Source organism: Halobacterium sp. KA-4, assembly GCF_021028995.1.
Taxonomy (GTDB): domain Archaea; phylum Halobacteriota; class Halobacteria; order Halobacteriales; family Halobacteriaceae; genus Halobacterium.
This window is the reverse complement of sequence record NZ_JAJJZG010000011.1, coordinates 59,499-76,442: the sequence shown is the minus strand read 5'-3', so window position 1 is coordinate 76,442 and position 16,944 is coordinate 59,499. Positions and strand designations below refer to the sequence as shown.

General features: G+C 68.4%; 20 protein-coding genes. 10 read left to right on the top strand and 10 right to left on the bottom strand.

The window, feature by feature from the left end; genetic code table 11:
• Positions 1-27 precede the first annotated feature (27 nt).
• Positions 28-537, top strand: a complete 510-nt coding sequence (locus tag LPA44_RS11805; RefSeq protein ID WP_230889784.1) for a cupin domain-containing protein — start codon at positions 28-30, stop codon at positions 535-537.
• A gap of 43 nt (positions 538-580) precedes the next feature.
• A complete protein-coding gene (locus LPA44_RS11800) occupies positions 581-952 on the top strand; it encodes a thiol-disulfide oxidoreductase DCC family protein (RefSeq protein WP_230889783.1) in 372 nt (123 codons plus the stop codon).
• Here LPA44_RS11800 and LPA44_RS11795 read toward each other — a convergent pair.
• From LPA44_RS11795 to LPA44_RS11785, 3 genes are all read right to left on the bottom strand, one after another.
• Positions 949-1,641: a phosphotransferase gene (locus LPA44_RS11795; protein ID WP_230889782.1), complete on the bottom strand. Its 693-nt coding sequence runs from the start codon at positions 1,639-1,641 to the stop codon at positions 949-951. The genes LPA44_RS11800 and LPA44_RS11795 overlap by 4 nt on opposite strands.
• On the bottom strand, positions 1,629-1,856 hold the full coding sequence (locus LPA44_RS11790; RefSeq protein WP_230889781.1) for a hypothetical protein: 228 nt from the start codon (positions 1,854-1,856) through the stop codon (positions 1,629-1,631). The genes LPA44_RS11795 and LPA44_RS11790 overlap by 13 nt, the downstream gene beginning before the upstream one ends.
• A gap of 171 nt (positions 1,857-2,027) precedes the next feature.
• On the bottom strand, positions 2,028-2,717 hold the full coding sequence (locus LPA44_RS11785) for a type 1 glutamine amidotransferase (protein WP_230889780.1): 690 nt from the start codon (positions 2,715-2,717) through the stop codon (positions 2,028-2,030).
• Between the two features lie 231 nt (positions 2,718-2,948).
• On the opposite strand from LPA44_RS11785, the gene LPA44_RS11780 reads away from it, so the two are divergent.
• Positions 2,949-4,133 (top strand): HD domain-containing protein, encoded by a 1,185-nt coding sequence (locus LPA44_RS11780; RefSeq protein ID WP_230889779.1) that lies wholly within the window; start codon positions 2,949-2,951, stop codon positions 4,131-4,133.
• Positions 4,134-4,142: 9 nt separating this feature from the next.
• On the opposite strand, the gene alaS is transcribed toward LPA44_RS11780, so the two are convergent.
• The gene (gene alaS / locus LPA44_RS11775; protein ID WP_230889778.1) at positions 4,143-6,926 is read right to left on the bottom strand and encodes an alanine--tRNA ligase; all 2,784 of its coding nucleotides are present in this window, start codon (positions 6,924-6,926) and stop codon (positions 4,143-4,145) included.
• 277 nt (positions 6,927-7,203) lie between these two features.
• Between alaS and LPA44_RS11770 the strand changes: the two genes are divergently transcribed.
• Positions 7,204-7,680, top strand: coding sequence for an outer membrane protein assembly factor BamB family protein (locus LPA44_RS11770; RefSeq protein WP_230889777.1), 477 nt, complete (start codon positions 7,204-7,206; stop codon positions 7,678-7,680).
• 25 nt (positions 7,681-7,705) lie between these two features.
• On the top strand, positions 7,706-8,689 hold the full coding sequence (locus tag LPA44_RS11765) for a glutathione S-transferase family protein (RefSeq protein WP_330166498.1): 984 nt from the start codon (positions 7,706-7,708) through the stop codon (positions 8,687-8,689).
• Between the two features lie 392 nt (positions 8,690-9,081).
• On the opposite strand, the gene LPA44_RS11760 is transcribed toward LPA44_RS11765, so the two are convergent.
• Positions 9,082-10,053: a replication factor C small subunit gene (locus LPA44_RS11760; RefSeq protein ID WP_230889776.1), complete on the bottom strand. Its 972-nt coding sequence runs from the start codon at positions 10,051-10,053 to the stop codon at positions 9,082-9,084.
• Positions 10,054-10,210: 157 nt separating this feature from the next.
• Here LPA44_RS11760 and LPA44_RS11755 point away from each other — a divergent pair, with 157 nt between their 5' ends.
• Genes LPA44_RS11755 through LPA44_RS11745 form a run of 3 tightly spaced genes read left to right on the top strand, consistent with a single transcriptional unit; the run spans position 10,211 to position 11,914 of the window.
• Positions 10,211-11,272 (top strand): bactofilin family protein, encoded by a 1,062-nt coding sequence (locus LPA44_RS11755; RefSeq protein WP_230889775.1) that lies wholly within the window; start codon positions 10,211-10,213, stop codon positions 11,270-11,272.
• Positions 11,273-11,319: 47 nt separating this feature from the next.
• Positions 11,320-11,517: a ubiquitin-like small modifier protein SAMP2 gene (samp2, locus tag LPA44_RS11750; protein ID WP_230889774.1), complete on the top strand. Its 198-nt coding sequence runs from the start codon at positions 11,320-11,322 to the stop codon at positions 11,515-11,517.
• A 1-nt stretch (position 11,518) separates the two neighbouring features.
• Entirely contained in the window at positions 11,519-11,914 is a 396-nt protein-coding gene (locus tag LPA44_RS11745) for a GNAT family N-acetyltransferase (RefSeq protein ID WP_442903381.1), read from the top strand.
• On the opposite strand, the gene LPA44_RS11740 is transcribed toward LPA44_RS11745, so the two are convergent.
• Positions 11,906-13,276, bottom strand: coding sequence for a phosphoglucomutase/phosphomannomutase family protein (locus tag LPA44_RS11740; protein ID WP_230889773.1), 1,371 nt, complete (start codon positions 13,274-13,276; stop codon positions 11,906-11,908). The genes LPA44_RS11745 and LPA44_RS11740 overlap by 9 nt on opposite strands.
• 100 nt (positions 13,277-13,376) lie before the next feature.
• Here LPA44_RS11740 and LPA44_RS11735 point away from each other — a divergent pair, with 100 nt between their 5' ends.
• The gene (locus LPA44_RS11735; RefSeq protein ID WP_442903382.1) at positions 13,377-13,931 is read left to right on the top strand and encodes an NADPH-dependent FMN reductase; all 555 of its coding nucleotides are present in this window, start codon (positions 13,377-13,379) and stop codon (positions 13,929-13,931) included.
• On the opposite strand, the gene LPA44_RS11730 is transcribed toward LPA44_RS11735, so the two are convergent.
• Together LPA44_RS11730 and LPA44_RS11725 are read right to left on the bottom strand one after the other, a co-directional pair.
• The gene (locus LPA44_RS11730) at positions 13,932-14,189 is read right to left on the bottom strand and encodes a GIY-YIG nuclease family protein (RefSeq protein ID WP_230889771.1); all 258 of its coding nucleotides are present in this window, start codon (positions 14,187-14,189) and stop codon (positions 13,932-13,934) included.
• Positions 14,190-14,227: 38 nt separating this feature from the next.
• A complete protein-coding gene (locus LPA44_RS11725) occupies positions 14,228-14,377 on the bottom strand; it encodes a DUF7563 family protein (protein WP_169793417.1) in 150 nt (49 codons plus the stop codon).
• A gap of 248 nt (positions 14,378-14,625) precedes the next feature.
• Between LPA44_RS11725 and LPA44_RS11720 the strand changes: the two genes are divergently transcribed.
• Entirely contained in the window at positions 14,626-14,793 is a 168-nt protein-coding gene (locus LPA44_RS11720; protein WP_058984427.1) for a DUF1931 family protein, read from the top strand.
• A gap of 43 nt (positions 14,794-14,836) precedes the next feature.
• Here the strand turns inward: LPA44_RS11720 and rpiA are convergent, their stop codons facing one another.
• Both rpiA and tatC read right to left on the bottom strand, forming a co-directional pair.
• Positions 14,837-15,511, bottom strand: a complete 675-nt coding sequence (rpiA, locus tag LPA44_RS11715; RefSeq protein WP_230889770.1) for a ribose-5-phosphate isomerase RpiA — start codon at positions 15,509-15,511, stop codon at positions 14,837-14,839.
• A gap of 249 nt (positions 15,512-15,760) precedes the next feature.
• Positions 15,761-16,921 carry a twin-arginine translocase subunit TatC gene (gene tatC, locus LPA44_RS18270; RefSeq protein ID WP_330166327.1) on the bottom strand — a complete coding sequence of 387 codons (1,161 nt, stop codon included), beginning with the start codon at positions 16,919-16,921 and terminating at the stop codon, positions 15,761-15,763.
• Positions 16,922-16,944 lie beyond the last annotated feature (23 nt).

The window sequence follows — 16,944 nt, the reverse complement described above, 5'->3', positions numbered from 1 at the left end:
ATCCGAATTCGCGGCGTCGCTGCGTACATGCGAAAAGTCCGCCTCGACGACCTCGACTCCCGGATGGGGCCCGCCGACCGGAACGTCCCGCTGACGGACGCGCTCGGCGCCGCCAATACCGCGCTCAACTACTACGAACTCGACGCGGGCGACAGCTTCGCGTACGGCCTCCACAGCCACGAGAACCAGGAGGAGATTTTCCACGTGCTCGCCGGCACGGTCACCTTCGAGACGCTCGACGTCCAGCAGTCCGCCACGCCCGACGAGGAGCCCGCCAGCACCGAGGAAGTGGAAGTCAGCGCGGGCGAACTCGTGCGCTTCGGCCCCGGCGAGTTCCAGCGCGGCGTCAACCGCGGCGACGAGCGCGTCCGCGCGCTCGCCATCGGCGCGCCACAGGAGGCCGGCGACACCGAGATTCTCCGCGAGTGCGAGGACTGCGGGGAGACCACCACCCAGACAATCGAACTCGCCGACGACCACTCCGAGATTCGTGCCGTCTGCGAGGCCTGCGGCGCGGTCACCGGGCGCTTCGACTGACGCGGCCGACGGTTTTCTTGTGTCCCCGTTCGTAGGTAGAGATATGTCCGAGCATCCGCCGCGGCTGGTCTTCGACGACGACTGCGGGTTCTGCACGTGGTGTGCGCACTTCGCCGAGCGCCACGGCGACGTCGAAATCGTGGGGTTCTCCGAGCTCTCCCCGGACCAACTCGCGCGGCTCCCCGCCGACTACGAGCGCTCCGCGCACCTGCTCACCGACGACGCCGTCTACTCCGGGGGTGCCGCCATCGAGCGCACGCTCGCTCACGACTTCCCGGTGCTCGAACCAATATTCGCGGTGCTGCGCGAGGTGCCGGGCTACGAGAACCTCCGCAAGCGACTCTACCGCTGGGGCGCGAACAACCGCGACCTCCTCGGGAAAATCGTCCGCGACGAGCCGCCCGCACGGCGTTAATCGAGGCCGGACAGCGCCTCGAACACGTGGTCCCGCAGCGCGTTCGCGTGGGACGCCGTGGCGTCGGGCCCGTGCTGATTCTGGACGTACAGCGACTCGAAGAAGTAGACGGTGTGCAGGACGGCGTACAGCGACTGCTGCCGGTCGAAGTCCTCGGGAAGCGGCCGTACCCGCTCGTAGCCGTCTCGGAACGCTCGCTGTGGTGTGTCACCATCGAATATCGAGAGGACGATCCGCCAGTAGTCGAATCCGGCGGGGGCGGCAATCGCGTGCTCGAAGTCGACGACACACGTCACGTCGCCGCCTTCGACCGCGACGTGCTCGGGTGACCACCAGCCGTGACAGCAGACTGGGTCGCCGGCGTTCCCGAACAGGCCCGAGTTAGTTCGGAGGGCATCGAGAACGGCGTCTGCGACGTCCGCGTGCCCGTGGTCCGCGAGAAGTGGTCGACGCCGACGAACGTACGCGAGCGCCGCCGCTCGCCAGTCCGACTTCACGGCGTGCGGGGTCTCGTCCTCGAACTGGAGGGGCCCGTAGCCGTCGAGGTGCGCTGCAGTCTCCTCGTGGAGGGTCGCGAGCCCGCTGCCCGCCGCTCGTGCCCACGGTTCGTCCGCCCGCTGGTCGCCGTCGGGTGCCGGCGCATCCGCGTGCCACGCGGCGACGAAGTAGTCGCCGCCTACCGACAGCACGTCCGGGACGGGGACGGTCGTGTACTCGCCGACGAACCGCGTGACCCGTCCCTCAGTGCTCGCGCCCCCGTCGGCCCGGTGTCGCCCTTATAGACGGCGTGCTGGCCGTCCACCCGTACCTCGCACACCTCGTGGGGCGGCACCGCGTGGAGTTGGCGGCCGATGCTGTGCTCGTCGAACGCTGCGTCGAGTCGGTCGTGGACGTGTTCAGTCATGAGAGTCCGCCGCGTGACGTGCGGCGGCCGGTCGCCCACAGCGCAGTGCTGCGGCTACGACCGTGAGAACGTACTCGGACGGATTCACCGGACTACCGTAACAGTTCGGGGCTGGTACCGGCACGCGAGGGCCATCGTGGCCTGCTCGCCGCGTGTCCCGCGAGAGCCGCGTCAGTCCGCGGCCTTCGGCTGGACCAGCGACTGCGTGAAGTTCTCGAACAGTCGTTTCGCCTCGCAGGCCGCCGCGTAGTTCTCGGGTGTGATGCCGTCCAGTACGTCCTGTTTGCGCTCGTCGCCGAGGTCGTCCTTCCGCGTGGTGACGTCCGCGGCGGTCTCGGTGTCGTACTCGGGGTGGAACTGGACGCCCACCGACTCGCCGAGGCGGAACGCGTGGACGCCGTAGTCGTTCTCCGCGAGCAACTGCGCGCCCGGCGGCAGTTCCACGACCGCGTCCGAGTGCGTGGTGAACGCGGTGAACGTCTCGTCAATGCCGTCGAACAGCGGGTCGTCGGCGACGCGCTCGACGCTCCGGTAGCCGATTTCGTACTCACCCATGCCGTCGACGCGACCGCCCAGCGCCGCCGCGACGACCTGGTGGCCGAAACAGACCCCGAGGACGGGGACGCCCGCGTCGTGGCAGTCCGCGACGTGCGCCACGAGCGAGTCGATCCAGTCCTCGTCCCAGTACACCGACGACCGCGACCCCGTCACGACCACGCCGTCGTAATCGTGGCTGTCAGGGAGGTCGCCGTCGGCGGCGTGGAACTCCACGAGCTCCGCGTCGAGTTCGCGGCGGAAGTTCCGCGTGGTGTCGGTCGGGTCGTGGGCCGCGTTCAGCAACGCGACGCGTGGCCGGCTCATGGCAGTTCGAAGTCGACCGCGGTCAAAAGGCGTTTCGGCACCCACACGTCCTGTCGCAGTGTCGGAGACGGGGATGACAAGCCGTCTCCGCCTCTCCCGTCGGTAGTCGGACTGTACGATGCGCTACGTGGTAACGACTAACGTATTAGAACATAACGCTACGGAACGACGCAAACGTTCGCGACGTCTCCGAACCACCTTTGGTGCGCTCGCCCCCTCCTCGGACGTAGGATGCGCGCCATCAAGGACAGCGTTCACGACTGGGTGGAGGTCGACGGCGTCGCCGAAGCCCTGCTGGACACGCCGCCCGTCCAGCGCCTGCGCCACATCAAGCAGCTCTCGACGATTCGATTGGTCTACCCCTCGGCGAACCACACGCGCTTCGAGCACTCCCTGGGCGTCTTCCACCTCGCCGACCGCGCGCTCGACCACCTCGACGTCACCGGCGCGCGCGCCGACACCGTCCGCGCCGCCGCCCTCCTCCACGACGTCGGCCACGGCCCCTACGGCCACCAGACGGAGGGCATCATCCAGCGCCACCTCGGCCGCCACCACGACGACGTCGCCCATCTCCTCGTGGACGGCGACATCGGCGACGTGCTGTGCGACCACGGCCTCGACCCGGACCGGGTCGCCGCGACCGTCCGTGGCGACGGCAAACTCGGCCAACTCGTCGCTGGTGAATTGGACGTCGACCGGATGGACTACCTCGTGCGAGACGCCCACCACACCGGCGTCCCCTACGGCACTATCGACTACGGCCGGCTGCTGCGCGCGCTCACCTTCCGCGGCGACGACCTCGTGCTCGCGGAGGGCAACGTCGCCACCGCCGAATCCCTGCTGGTGGGGCGCGCACTCATGAACGCCACCGTCTACCGCCACCACGTCTCCCGCATCGCAGGGTCAATGCTCGACCGCGCGGGCGAACGCCTCCTCGACACCGCCGCCGTCGACCCAGAGTCGTTCGCGCGCATGACCGACGCCGAATTACTGGGCGCGCTCCGCGAGCACGACGCCACCGCCGACGCCGCCCGCCGCATCACCGAACGCGACCTCTATAAGCGCGCCGTCTGGGCCGAACGCGGCGACGTCCCCGGCGACGTCGTGGACGCCGACTACGCGGCCGTCCGTGCGTTCGAGCGTGAGATTGCCGACACCGCCGGCGTCCCCGACAGCGAGGTCGTCGTGGACAACCCCGGCCACCCGTCGATGCCCGAGTCCTCCGTGCGCGTCGTCGTCGGTGACGAAATCCGGCCGCTCGACCAGCAGTCCCCGCTCGTGCAAGGGTTACAGGAGTCCCAGCGCGTGCAGTGGCGCTTCGGCGTCTACGCGCCCGACGAACACGTCCCCGAGGTCGCTGCCGCGGCGGAGCGCGTGCTCGGCCTCGACGGCGTCGGCGACACCTCAGAACAGTAGCGCGCGCCGTTACGCGCTCGCGACTTCCCGCAGAATCTCCGGTGCGGCTTCCAGCGCCTCGTCGAGTTTCTCCGTGTCGGGGCCGCCGCCCTGCGCGAAGTCCGGCGGGCCGCCGCCGCCGCCGCCCACCATGCTCGCGAGTTCGCCGACGACGTCACCCGCGTTCACGGGCACGCCCTCGGGCACCGCGACGACGAACTGCGCGCCGTCCTGCCCGGAGCCGACGACTGCTATCTTGCCCTCGGCGACGAGCGCGTTCGCCGTCGCCTGGAGTTCGTCCATGTCGCCGTCGAGGCGCTGGACGACTGCCGTCGTACCCGCGACCTCGACCTCCTCGCCGCCGGCGCCGCCGGAGGCGCGCGCCTCCGCGACCTGTTCTTTGAGGTCCTCGATGGTCTTCCCGCGCTCCTTCCACTCCGTGAAGAACCGCTCGGCCGTTTCGGGCACTTCCGAGGGTGCCACGTCGAACGTCTCCGCGGCCGCCAGCAGGTCGTCCTCTAACTCTTGGACGTGCTCGATGGCGGCGTCGCCCGCGGCGAACGTCAGCCGCTCGACGCCGTCCTGCACGCGCTCGGTGTTCAGCAGCTTGATAGCGCCGATTTCGCCGGTGCGGTTGACGTGCGTCCCGCCGCAGGCCTGGACGTCCTCGGCGACGTGAATCAGGCGGATGTTCTCGCCTGCCGGAATCCCGCCCTGGTAGAGGTCGAAGCCGTACTTCTCCTCGGCCTCGTGGCGGTGGGGCCACTCGCGCTGCACGCTCGTGTTCTCGCGGACGATGTCGTTGGCGACGCGCTCGATGCGCTTGGCCGTCTCGCGGTCGATGCGCTCGTAGTGCCGAACATCGATGCGGGAACTCTCCGTCCCCTTCTGCGCGCCCGCCTGCCGGACGTGCTCGCCGAGCACCTCGCGCGCAGCGTGGACGACCACGTGCGTCGCGGTGTGGTGAGCCATCAGGCGCTGGCGGCGCTCCATGTCGATTTGGCCGCGCACGAACTCGCCCTTCCCGGGGTCGTCCGTGGTGCGGTGGAGCACCACGCCGTCGCGCTTCTGGACGTCCACGACGTCGACGGACTGGTCGTCCGTCGCCAGCGTGCCGTGGTCGGCCGGCTGCCCGCCGCCTTCGGGGTAGAACATCGTCTGGTCGAGCACCACGTCGTACACCTCCTCGCCGTCCTCTTCGCGCTCGAAGACGTCGAGCACGACCGCCTCGAACTCCGAGCGGTAGGGGTCGTCGTAGTACAGCGCCTCCGTCTCCGGGAGGTCGTCGAGGCGTTCGTCCTCGCTCTCCTCGGTTTCGAGGGCTTCCGCGGAGTCGTGGCGCTCGGCGACCAGCGAGTAGAAGTCGTCGGGCGCGTCGACGCTCGCGCCGACCTCGCTGGCGATGTCTTCGACCATGTCCGGCTGGATGCCGTGGGAGTCGTACAACTCGATGAGCTCGCTGGTTGGGATGGGGTCGCCGCGCTCGGCGTGCTCCTCGGCGAGCTGGCGGACCTTCCGGCCGCCGCGTTCCAGCGTCTCGGCGTACTTCTCGACCTCGCTACGGACAATGCTGCGGATGGTGTCGCGGTTCTCGTAGTCAAGGCGCTCGGCCTGCATGTCCACGAGTTCGTCTAGCGGCACGTCCGCGCCGACGTTGTCCACGAGGCGCTTCGTGCGGCGCAGCACCATGCGCGCGAGGTAGCCCGTGCCGACGTTCGACGGCACGATACCGTCACCGAACATGTACGCCAGCGTCCGGGAGTGGTCCGCGATGGCGTAGATGTCCTCGAGCGGGCGCAGCAGGTCGAGGAGCCGCTCGGTCTCGACGCCAAGCTGGTCGGCGATGTTGTCCCGCGCCGCCTCGATGTCCTCGGCCTCGTCGATGTCGAGGTGGCCCGCGAGCTTCGCCGCACGGTGGACGAGCTGCTCTTCCTCCCCGGTGTGCTCGATGCCCGCCTGCTCTTTCAGGAACTCGATGGTCTCCGGGTAGATGGCCTCGTAGACGGTGGGTGTACCCTGGCTCACCCACGTCCAGCGCTCCAGCCCGTAGCCGGTGTCCACGATGTACGTGTCCATCGGGCTGTAGCGGTTCCCGTCCTTCATCTCGTAGTCACCCTCGGGGTCCTGTTCCATCGACATGAAGACCAGCGTCCCAAGCTCCGCCCCCTTGTAGATGACCTCGAAGGCGGGGCCGGCGTTGCCGCCGCCGACCCACGGGTCCTCGATGTACGTGATTTCCTCAGGGTCGGCGCCCATGTCGACGAAGAACTCGTCGCAGTACGCGACCGTCTCCTCCTTCCAGTACACTTCGCCCTCGTAGGCGTACTCCTCGTCGGTGTCCTCGCGGGCGTTAAACGCCGTGTGCGACATCATCTCGAACGCCATCGTGTGCCGGCCCGTCTTCCCGACGTTGTCGATGTCCTGCATCCGGATGCAGGGTTGGCTGATGGTGAGGGGGTTGGCGGGCGGCGGCGTCTGCCCAGAGGTCACCAGCGGCTGGAAGTCGTAAATCGAGGCCTGCGTTAACAGCACGTCGTCGCGCCACCGGTTCGCCGCGACCGGGTACGGGTCGATGCGCTCGTGGTCGTGGTCCTCAAAGAACGAGAGGAACCGCTCGCGCATCTCTTCGAGGGTGTACTCGTCGTCGAACCCAGGGTCGTCGATGAATTGGTAGTCCTCGCAAGGGGGTTCGCCGCACGTTTCACGGTCCGGGTCGCGCGTCCAGAAGTGCGCCCCGCACTCCGTGCACTCCCGTCGCTCGAAGTCCTCCTCCTCGAAGTAGTCGAGGCGGTACTCCGACTCGAGGTCGCTCATTACCAGTATGATGGCCGACCGACGAGTAAAACAGTTCCGGGGCTGACTCGTGGCACCGAAGTCGCCGTTCTCCGGGGATCGCCAGGTTTACGGCTGCTACGCCGTAATCGCGCTACCATGCCCAACCGCCGGTTCTGGCGGCGTGCCCTCCTCGGCGCACTCGGCGCAGCGGCGGCCACGACCGCCGGCTGCACCGCGCCCGCGGAGGCCCCGGGTCCTCCCAGCCAGTCCACCGAATCGGGGGGGCGAAATCTCTCTGTCCAGCGACGCCAGTTGGATGACGTGCGGCTACACGCCGGCCCACACCGGTCACAACTCGAACGCCAGCGGCGTCGTCGGCGACCCCACGAAGGTCTGGGAGGGGTTCGTTGACGGCATCTACACGCTCCGCGAGCCCGCAGTCGCGGACGGCCGGCTGTTCGTCCTCACCGTCGACGACATCGTGGCCTACGACGACACCGGCGACGAGGACTGGCGCGCCACCAGCGACTGCACTCAGTTGACGAGGATGGCGGTCGGCGGCGAGAGGCTGTACGTCGGCAGCGAACAGCTGTTCGCGCTCGACGCCGAAACGGGAGAGGTTCAGTTCGAGCTCACGGAGAACGTCTTCCACCTCACGTACGGCGCGCCAATCGTCGTCGACGACGTGCTGTACGCCGGCATCTGCATCAAGGACAGAGGCCGGCGCGATGTACGACAACTCCGTGCGCGCATTCGTGTAGCCGGCGAGACGGGCCGCGCCCTCAACGGCTAAACGGCCGGCGCGTCTGTCCCCGCGTATGGGACGCATGGTGGATGGTGAGTGGCGCACCGAGGAGGAGATGATAGAGCACGGCGAGAGCGGCGAGTTCGAGCGCGAGGAGACGACGTTCCGCAACTGGGTAGGCGAGGACTACCCCGCCGAGTCCGGGCGCTACCACCTCTATGTCTCCTACGCGTGCCCGTGGGCGCACCGGACGCTGCTCACGCGCGTGCTTAAGGGCCTCGAGGACGCCGTCTCCGTCAGCGTCGTCGACCCCGTGCGCTACGACCAGGGCTGGGAGTTCGACCCCGACAAGCCCGGCGCGACCCCCGACCACCTCTTCGGCTCGGAGTACCTCCGCGAGGTGTACGCGCAGGCCGACCCCGAATACACCGGCCGCGTCACCGTGCCCGTGCTCTACGACACGGAAGCCGACACCATCGTGAACAACGAGAGCGAGGAGATCATGCGGATGCTCGACGTCGCCTTCGACGATTTCGCGACCCGCGACGTCGACCTCTACCCCGAGGGCTATCAGGACGAGGTCGACCGCCTCATCGAGGACATCTACGACCCCATCAACAACGGCGTCTACCGCGCGGGGTTCGCGGACAGCCAGCGCGCGTACGACAACGCCGTCGACGACCTCTTCGAGGCGCTCGCGCACTACGACGACCTCCTCGCCGACCAGCGCTACCTCGCGGGCGACGTGCTCACCGAAGCCGATATTGCGATGTTCACGACCCTGTACCGCTTCGACGAGGTCTACCACACGCACTTCAAGTGCAACCGCAACCGCATCGTCGACTACGACAACCTCTGGCCGTACCTCCGCGAACTCTGTCAACTACCGGGCGTCGCGGACACGCTCGACATGAACCACGTCAAGCAGCACTACTACCGCAGCCACGGCCACCTCAACCCGAAGCGTCTCGTCCCCACGGGCCCGAATCCGGACTTCTTCGCGCCCCACGGCCGGGACGACCTGCCGGGCGGCCCGCCCGCGGACCTCCAGCAGTAGTTACTCCTCGCCGTCGAAGTTCGGGCCGCCGCGCACCTCGGCGATGATGGCGACGTCCTCCACGGCCCACTTGTGAATCGTCTCGTCGACCGCGTGCAGAATCTCGCTGGTGTCGCTGCCGCTGTCTTTCGCGACCTGGATGGTGTACGCCGCCAGCAGGCCGACGTGCGGGGAGACGTCGCGCGGTCCCGGTAGTCGTTCTGGAGGACCATCTCGAGGCCGTTGGGCGCGTAGTACAGTAGCGCCATCGGCACGTCGTCAAGCGTCGAAATTGTCTCGATGACCTGCTCCTGGTACTCGGTGAGGTCTGCCATTACACGCTCGTGCGGACGCGACAGGAGGGGTCCTGTCGTTCGCGCCCGCAGAAACACCCGCTCGCCGCGCACGCAGTCCTACTCGCGAGCGTTCAGCGCGACTGACGCGAGCAGTGCTTCGAGTTGGACGCGCTCGTTGGCACCCTCCGCGATGCGGTAGTCGGCTTCTCCGAGGCGGTCGAGAAGCCGGACTGCGGCCGCTTCCTCGACGTCGAATTCCCAGACTGAGCGGTGGACCTGGTCGATGATGTCGCCGCCGGCGAGCCCGCGGTTCGAGATGAGGTCGTCAAGCGTCGAGCGCGCGGCCGTGAAGTCGCCCGCGATGGCCTCCGTGACCATGTCCTCGATTTCCTCGGGGCGGGCGGTCGCCGTGATGGCGAAGACAGTCTCCTCGTCCACGACGTCGCCAGTCGCGGAGGCCGCCTGCAGGGCGTTGATGGCGCGGCGCATGTCGCCGTCCGCGGCGTAGACGAGCGCGTCGATGCCGTCGTCGGTGTACTCGAGGTCCTCGCGGTCCGCGAGGTCGCGGAGGTGGGCGGCGACCGCGTCGTCGTTAATTGGCGAGAACCGGAACACCGCACAGCGGGACTGAATCGGGTCGATAATCTTCGAGGAGTAGTTACAGGATAGGATGAAGCGAGTGTTCTCGGAGAACTGCTCCATCGTGCGGCGCAGCGCGGACTGAGCGTCGTCGGTGAGTGCGTCCGCCTCGTCGAGGAAGATGATGCGGTGGTCGTAGCCGCCGAACGACGTGCGCGCGAAGTCCTTGATGCGGTCCCGAACCACGTCGATGCCGCGCTCGTCGCTGGCGTTCAGTTCGAGGAAGTTGTCCTGCCAGTCGTCGCCGTAGATTTCCTTCGCGATGGCGATGCTGGCGGTGGTCTTCCCGGTGCCTGCAGGCCCCGCGAACAAGAGGTGCGGGAGGTCGTCGCGGTCGACGTAGCTCTGGAGGCGCTCGGTAATCGAGGGGTGCCCGACGACGTCTTCGAGCCTCTGTGGTCGGTACTTCTCCACCCAGATTTCCTGCCGACCGCCGGCGGCGTCTGCCATACGCACACTCAGGCCCTACCCGGCCTTAAAGGCCGCGAGACGGCGAGCAGTCGCCTCGGCACCTGCGCACTGTAACCCTCGACACGCCCGCAAAACGGACGTGTTACGGCTTCGACCCACACCTAAAGTTAAGTCCGTGAGGGGTGACAGGTCGACCATGCGTCCCTCCACTCCCCGCCGTGCGCTCGCGGTCGCCCTCGTCGCGGTCCTCGCAATCTCGACGTTCGCCGGTGTCGTCGCCGCCGACGACCAGGCCGGTGGCACCATCGTCGTCGAGGAAGGACAGACAGTTACCGACGGTCTGCAGGCGACCGCCGGCACGGTCGTCGTCCGCGGCACCGTCCAGGGTGACCTCGAAGCGTTCGCCGGGACCGTCGAAATCACCGAATCCGGCACCGTCACCGGCAACCTCGGGGGAGCCGCCGGCTCGATTCGCATCGCCGGGACCGTCGAGGGCAGCGTCGACGCCGCCGGCGGCAGCATCGACATCACCGAAACCGGCGTCGTCCGCGGTGACGTGAAAGCCGGCGCGGGCTCGTTCACCCACGCCGGCACGGTCAACGGGAGCGTGCGGGTCGGCGCTGGGAGCGTCACGCTGACCTCGACCGCCTCGGTCGGCGGCGACTTCGTCTACGACGGCGAATTCACGGAGGCCGACGGCGCCACCGTCGGCGGCGAGGTCCGTCACGACCCCGACCTCGGCTCAATGCAGGTCTCCGTGCTTCCCAATATCGCGGGATGGCTCGTGACGCTGTACTTCCTCGCGCTCACGCTGTTCGTCGGCGCGCTCCTGCTGGTCGCGCTCCCCGGCGCCTCCGCGACCGTCGCCGACGCCACCGCAAACTCGCCGCTACGCACGCTCGGCGCGGGTTTCCTCACGCTCGTCGGCGCGCCGTTCGTCTTCGTCCTGCTGTTGTTCACCATCGTCGGCATCCCGATAGCCGTCGTTGGGATGTTCCTCTACGCGCTCGTCCTCGCGCTCTCGTACGTCTGGGGCGCGTACGCCGTCGGCGAGTGGATACTCGGACTCGCCAACCGCGAGAGCCGCTGGCTCGCACTCCTGGCCGGCGTGCTCGCAATCCACGTCGTCAGCTACGCGCCGTTCCTCGGCGGCCTCATCGAGTTCGTCGTGCTGCTGTTCGGGCTCGGTGGCCTCACCGTCGCGGGCTACCAGCACGTCCGCCGTCGCCGCGCCGACGACGCTGAATCGACGGCCTGACCGCCACAATCGCGGCGCCTAAGGCCGCCCGCCGGCTACCAGCACTCATGCGCGTGACCGTCGAGGTGGTCGGCGACGACACCCACGAGTTCGACGTGACCGACGAGACGTACGCCGACCTCCTCGAAGCAGTCGACCTCAGCCCGCATGAGGTCTCGGTGATGGTCGACGGGACGCCGGTCCCCGAGGACCAGCCCGTCGACGCCGAGCACGTGCGCGTGCTGCGGCTCATCCGGGGTGGGTAGCGTGCCGACGGCGGGACCGCGCGGTATCGTGGTTCGCCGAGCGTCGACCCGCGACCACCTCGGCGTGATGCGCGTGCTCGACGGCGCGAATCTCGAACTCCCCAGCGAGACCGCACAGCGACGCATCGACGCCGGTACGGTCGTCGTCGCGGACGACGACAACCGCATCGTCGGTGCGCTCGTCGCCGTCGGTAGGGAGCAGGGAGTCCACATCGAGGCAATCGCAGTACGCCGGCGCCGACGCGCGGACGGCATCGGCACCGCGCTCGTCGAGCACGCCGCCGGCAAGTGGACGCCGCTGACGGCGGACTTCGACCGGAGCGTGAAGCCGTTCTACGATTCATTAGGTTTCGACTGCGAGAAACGAGGCGACCGGTATCGTGGAATTCTAGACTAGCGGCTCGACGAGGTCGCGGCCCGCCGCGAGGAGGTCGTCGACGCGCTCTGGGCTGTCGCCCTCCGCGTACACCCGCATCTTCGGCTCCGTGCCGGAGGGCCGGACGAGCAGCCAGGAGCCGTCTTCTAAGAGAATTTTGAAGCCGTCCGTGTCGTTGACGCGCTCGACCAGGACGCCGGCGATCTCGTCGGGGAGCCGGTCTTCGAGTTCGTCGAGGACCGCGGCCTTGCGGTCGTCCGGGCAGTCGACGCTTACCTTGTCCTGGTGGATGTCGCCGAACTCGTCGGCGATGGCGTCGAGGCGGTCGTCGAGCGGGCGCTCGCTGGCTGCCGCGCCCGCGAGCAGCGCCATCAAGACGCCGTCCTTCTCGCGGACGTGCCCGCGCATCGTGTACCCGCCGGACTCCTCGCCGCCGAAGAGGGCGTCGTGGGCGCCCATCGCGTCGGCGACCCACTTGAAGCCGACCGGCGTCTCCACGACCTCGCAGTCGTGGACGTCGGCGAGGCGGTCCACGAGGAACGTCGTCGACACTGTCCTGACTGCGGGCCCAGTATCGCTTTCGAGGAGGTAGTCGTACGCGAGCGCGTAGAAGCGATTCCCGTCGAGGACGCCGCGCTCGGGCGTGACGACGGCGACGCGGTCGGCGTCACCGTCGTTGGCGACGCCGAAGTCCGCGTCGTGCTGGTCAACCGCGAGCGCGAGCCCCTGCAAGTTGGCTTCGTCGGGCTCCGGGGGCGTGCCGCCGAACTCGGGGTCGCGGTCGCAGCGCTCCCGAATCACCTCCGCGCCGGCAGCTTTCAGGAGGGCGTCGGTGACGCCGCGCCCGCTCCCGTGCATCGCGTCGTAGACGACCGTCAGCCCGGAGAGGTCCGCGTCCACGAGGTCGCGGCAGTGCTCGGCGTGCGGCGTCACGAGGTCGACCTCGCGGACGTCGCCCTGCAACGGGCCCTCCACGGGCTCGCGGAGGTTCGCCTCGATGGCCTCCGTGACCTCGGGGAGCGCGGGCGCGCCGTCCTCGGGAATGAACTTCACGCCGTTGTACTCGGGTGGATTGTGCGAGGCCGTGACGACGAGCGCGCCCGCGAGGTCGCGCTCCACGATGGCGTGCGCGACCAGCGGCGTCGGGCAGTCGCGCTCGGGCAACAGCACGTCGAAGCCGTTCGCCGCGAGCACGCCCGCGATGTCCTCGGCGAACCCTTCCGACGTCTCGCGGGCGTCGTAGCCGACCGCGACAGTCTCGCCGGCGTGACCCTCGTTGGCGAGGTAGTCCGCGGTAGCCTGTGCGACCGAGCGGACGCGCCCGCTCGTGAACACGTCCAGTGTCGCCCGCCAGCCGTCCGTCCCGAAGGAGATGCCGTCCATGTCCGGGGCGTCGCTGCGTCGCGTCAAAATCCCTGCGGTCCCCGCGGTGAGCCCGGACGACCACGTCGAGTTTTATCCGTCCGCCACCGAACGCGGGCACATGGACTTCACACCGCTGGTCGTCGGCGTCACCGGCAGCCAACGCGCCACCAGCTACACGCGCCAGGCCGTCGAGCACGCACTCGACGGCGCCGAGCGCGCGGGCGCCGACACCGACCACGTCGACCTCGGCGCAGCCGACCTGCCGCTGTACGACCCCGACCGCGATATTGCGGACGCCGGCGACGCCGAAGCGCTGCTTGAACGCGTGCGGGCCGCCGACGCCGTCGTCGTCGGGTCGCCGAACTACCACAGTAGCTACTCTTCGACGTTCCGGAACTTCCACGACTACTGCGGGTTCGACGAGTACGAGGACACGCCCGTCGGCCTCGTCGTCGTGGCTGGCGGCGGCACCATCGCGTCGCCGCTGGACCACATGCGCATCACGATGCGGGGCGTCCACGCCGACGTCGTTCCCGAGCAGGTCGGCATCCGGAACGCCTCGCGGTACTTCGAGGACGGCGTCCTCACCGACGACGACCTCGCTGCCCGGCTCGACGAAGTTGCTGACGCTGTTATCGACGCCGCTTACCGGTGGGAACTCGCCGAGCGCTGACTACGGCCACGGATCGTCCTGCTCGGCGACGAGCCGCTCTTTCTGCCGGCGCGAGCGCTGCTTGAGTTCGTACTCGCGGCTCATCGCCGCCGATTTTGTCTCGAAGGATTCGACGTACTGGAGGGTGACGGGGGTGCGGCCGCGCGTGTACTTCGCGCCGTCGCCGGCGTCGTGTTCGGCAACGCGGCGCTCGACGTCCGTCGTGTAGCCCGTGTAGTAAGTGCCGTCGCTGCACTCTACCACGTAGACGTAGTGCACGCCCGAAGCGAGGGCGTTCGGACAGGACTGCGTTTCGGTCAGGCCCGGCGGGCGCGGTCTTTCGACACTTCGGCGATGCCGACGTTCGCCGCACAGTTCGGGCACGCGTGGAGGCGACCGTCCTCGTCGGCGAACACGCGCGCGAAGTTCTCGGAGACGTGGGCGTCGCAGTGGTCACAGCGGGGCATTATCGTGGTCCCTGGCGCGGGTGGCCAGTGTGTGAAGGTACACCACACTCGAATAAGTGGGTTTTCCCAATTTCGAACAAAATTTGGCCAAATTCGAATCTGAGTTCTCCTTCCCGGCTTCGTGCGAGCGAACGCCGCGGCTCGCCGACAGGATTCACCGCGCGTGCGCCTGTAGGAAGGCGTGAGTAGCCGCTACGGCCGCGTCTTATGGGAAGCCTTATAAGGAGGCGAGGAAAAAACCAGGTCGTATGGCAGACCTCATCGTCAAGGCCGCTGTGAAGGAAGAACTCGACGACAAGAACGTTGCCTCCGACTTCTACGAGGCGCTCGACGAAGAAGTGTCGGAGCTCCTCGAAGACGCCGCGGCTCGCGCCGAGTCCAACGGTCGCAAGACCGTCCAGCCGCGCGACCTGTAACTAGGTTCGACCCTTTCGTTTTTTGCGACGCCACACCCCGTAGCTACGCGTCTGTGACCCGTACGCCGTCCTCGGTCCCCACGTAGACAGCGTCGGCCAGCCCGACGAACAGGCCGTGCTCGACGACGCCCGGGAGTTCCGACAGCGCCGCCGCCACTTCGCCGGGGTCGTCGAGCGCGCCGAACTCGCAGTCCAGCACGAGATTGCCGTTGTCCGTCACCACCGGGCCATCCTTGCGCTCGGCGGCGCGGAGTTCGGGCTCCCCGTTGAGCGCGCGCACGCGCTCCGCGACGACCGGCTGCGCGTCCGGCAGTACTTCGACTGGCACGGGGTAGTCCAGCGCGTCCACTTCCTTCGAGGGATCCGCGACGACGACGAACCGGTCCGCGCTGGCGTCCACGTACTTCTCGCGGGCGTGCGCCGCGCCGCCGCCCTTCACGAGGTCCGTGCCCGCGACCTGATCGGCGCCGTCGATAGCGAGGTCGACGGACGCCTCCTCCAGCGTCGTCAACGGAATCCCCGCGTCGATGGCGAGCTGGCGGGACTGGTACGACGTCGGTACGCCCTCAACGTCGAGGTCGCGCTCGCCGATGGCGCGAATCGCGTGCGCCGCCGTGCTCCCCGTCCCGAGCCCGACGACCATCCCGTCCTCGACGTCGTCGGCTGCCGCTTCGCCCGCGCGTCGCTTCGCCGCGTCGCTGCCGCCCGTGTTCTTCATACCCGTAGCGTGGTCGACCACCGACCAAAAACCCACGCGCTCGGCGAGAGAAGGGGGTGGGGAGCGGCATCCGCGTAGCGTCTCGTTTCTGCGAACGGGGAGCGGAGCGACCCGTGAGCAGTTCACTCGCGGCGAAGCCGCGAGGCCAACGACTGAGGGACGCGAAGCGGACCGAAGGAGGAGTGCTTTTTCCGCAAATTTTTGCAAGGGAGGGAGCGCCAGTGACCGAGCGCTGGAAAAAGTGGGCTTTTAGTTGCCCGTCCACCGCAGCAGCGCGAGCGTTCCCTCGAACAGCGCAATCATGGTGAGCGCGACGATGATGGGGACCACACCCGTCGGGTCAATGGCGCCAAAGGTGAACGAGATGCCGGCGAACGCGGCCCAGAACAGCAGGCGGCGGTCTTCGAGCCACTGGCGGGTGGTGACGCCGAGCATGATGGCGAGCATTATGAACAGCGGGATCTGGAACACTACCGCCAGGTAGCCCATCACCATGAGAATGAGGTTGAACGTGGAGCCGAGGGCGAACGCGACGTCCGCGGTGTTCTCGGTGTAGCCCTGGAAGTAGTCCATCGTGTACGGGAGCACGAGGAGGTACGCGAAGAGGACGCCGAGCACGGCGAGCACGAGGCTCGTCGGGACGGCGGCGAGGTAGTAGCGGCGCTCGTGGCGGTAGAGGCCGGGGCGCATGAACGCGTACGACTGGTAGACGAACACGGGGAGCGCGATGACCAGGCCCGCGAGGCTCGCGACTTTCACTTGCGTGATGACGAGCTCGAGGGGCTGGTAGACGCGGGGGTCGACGGCTTCGCCGCCGGGGAGGACGTAGTTCCAGATGGTGGTGATGAGGCCCTCCGTGAGAGGGAAGACGGCGACGCTGACGAGCGCGGCGATGGCGATGACGATGGCGAGCCGCTTGACCATCTCCTCGACGTGGACGGCCAGCGGCTCTTCGACGTCGGACTCGGGCGCGTCCAGACCGATGCCGTCGTCCGGGGGTGCCGGGTTCTCCTCGGCGTCGACGACGGAGTTCTCGCGCGGGTCGAGCGAGGCGTCCTCGTCGGGTTCGTCGGCCTGGTGGTCGTCGTCGGCGAGCAGTTCGGGTTCGCCGCCCGACGCGGGGTCGGCGCTCTTGTCGCCCGCGGCCGCGATGGCGTCGTCGTCCCAGTCCCACTCGTCGCCGTCGTCCGGCTCGACGCGCTCGACGGCTGGCGTGAGGTCGCGCCACTCGTCGTCGCGGGCGACTCGCGGGCCTGCGTAGCCGTCAGCGGCGTCGACGCGGCGAACCGCGGGCGAGAGGTCCTCCCACTCGCTGTGCCCGCTGTCCGCGCTGTCGACGGGACGGACGGCTGGCGCGAGCCCCTCCCAGTCGTGGTTGCGGTCGCGCCCGCCGTCCGGTTCCTCGGCCATTCGTGTCCGTGCTTTGGCGACGG

Coding starts and splice junctions, on each gene's coding strand:
- samp2 (WP_230889774.1), top strand. CDS start 11,320: ATGCGCGTGACCGTCGAGGTGGTCGGCGACGACACCCACGAGTTCGAC.
- LPA44_RS11720 (WP_058984427.1), top strand. CDS start 14,626: ATGGCAGACCTCATCGTCAAGGCCGCTGTGAAGGAAGAACTCGACGAC.
- LPA44_RS11800 (WP_230889783.1), top strand. CDS start 581: ATGTCCGAGCATCCGCCGCGGCTGGTCTTCGACGACGACTGCGGGTTC.
- LPA44_RS11780 (WP_230889779.1), top strand. CDS start 2,949: ATGCGCGCCATCAAGGACAGCGTTCACGACTGGGTGGAGGTCGACGGC.
- rpiA (WP_230889770.1), bottom strand. CDS start 15,511: ATGAAGAACACGGGCGGCAGCGACGCGGCGAAGCGACGCGCGGGCGAA.
- LPA44_RS11725 (WP_169793417.1), bottom strand. CDS start 14,377: ATGCCCCGCTGTGACCACTGCGACGCCCACGTCTCCGAGAACTTCGCG.
- LPA44_RS11790 (WP_230889781.1), bottom strand. CDS start 1,856: ATGACTGAACACGTCCACGACCGACTCGACGCAGCGTTCGACGAGCAC.
- LPA44_RS11770 (WP_230889777.1), top strand. CDS start 7,204: ATGACGTGCGGCTACACGCCGGCCCACACCGGTCACAACTCGAACGCC.
- LPA44_RS11765 (WP_330166498.1), top strand. CDS start 7,706: ATGGGACGCATGGTGGATGGTGAGTGGCGCACCGAGGAGGAGATGATA.
- LPA44_RS11755 (WP_230889775.1), top strand. CDS start 10,211: ATGCGTCCCTCCACTCCCCGCCGTGCGCTCGCGGTCGCCCTCGTCGCG.
- alaS (WP_230889778.1), bottom strand. CDS start 6,926: ATGAGCGACCTCGAGTCGGAGTACCGCCTCGACTACTTCGAGGAGGAG.
- LPA44_RS11740 (WP_230889773.1), bottom strand. CDS start 13,276: ATGGACGGCATCTCCTTCGGGACGGACGGCTGGCGGGCGACACTGGAC.
- LPA44_RS11760 (WP_230889776.1), bottom strand. CDS start 10,053: ATGGCAGACGCCGCCGGCGGTCGGCAGGAAATCTGGGTGGAGAAGTAC.
- tatC (WP_330166327.1), bottom strand. CDS start 16,921: ATGGCCGAGGAACCGGACGGCGGGCGCGACCGCAACCACGACTGGGAG.
- LPA44_RS11735 (WP_442903382.1), top strand. CDS start 13,377: ATGGACTTCACACCGCTGGTCGTCGGCGTCACCGGCAGCCAACGCGCC.
- LPA44_RS11785 (WP_230889780.1), bottom strand. CDS start 2,717: ATGAGCCGGCCACGCGTCGCGTTGCTGAACGCGGCCCACGACCCGACC.
- LPA44_RS11805 (WP_230889784.1), top strand. CDS start 28: ATGCGAAAAGTCCGCCTCGACGACCTCGACTCCCGGATGGGGCCCGCC.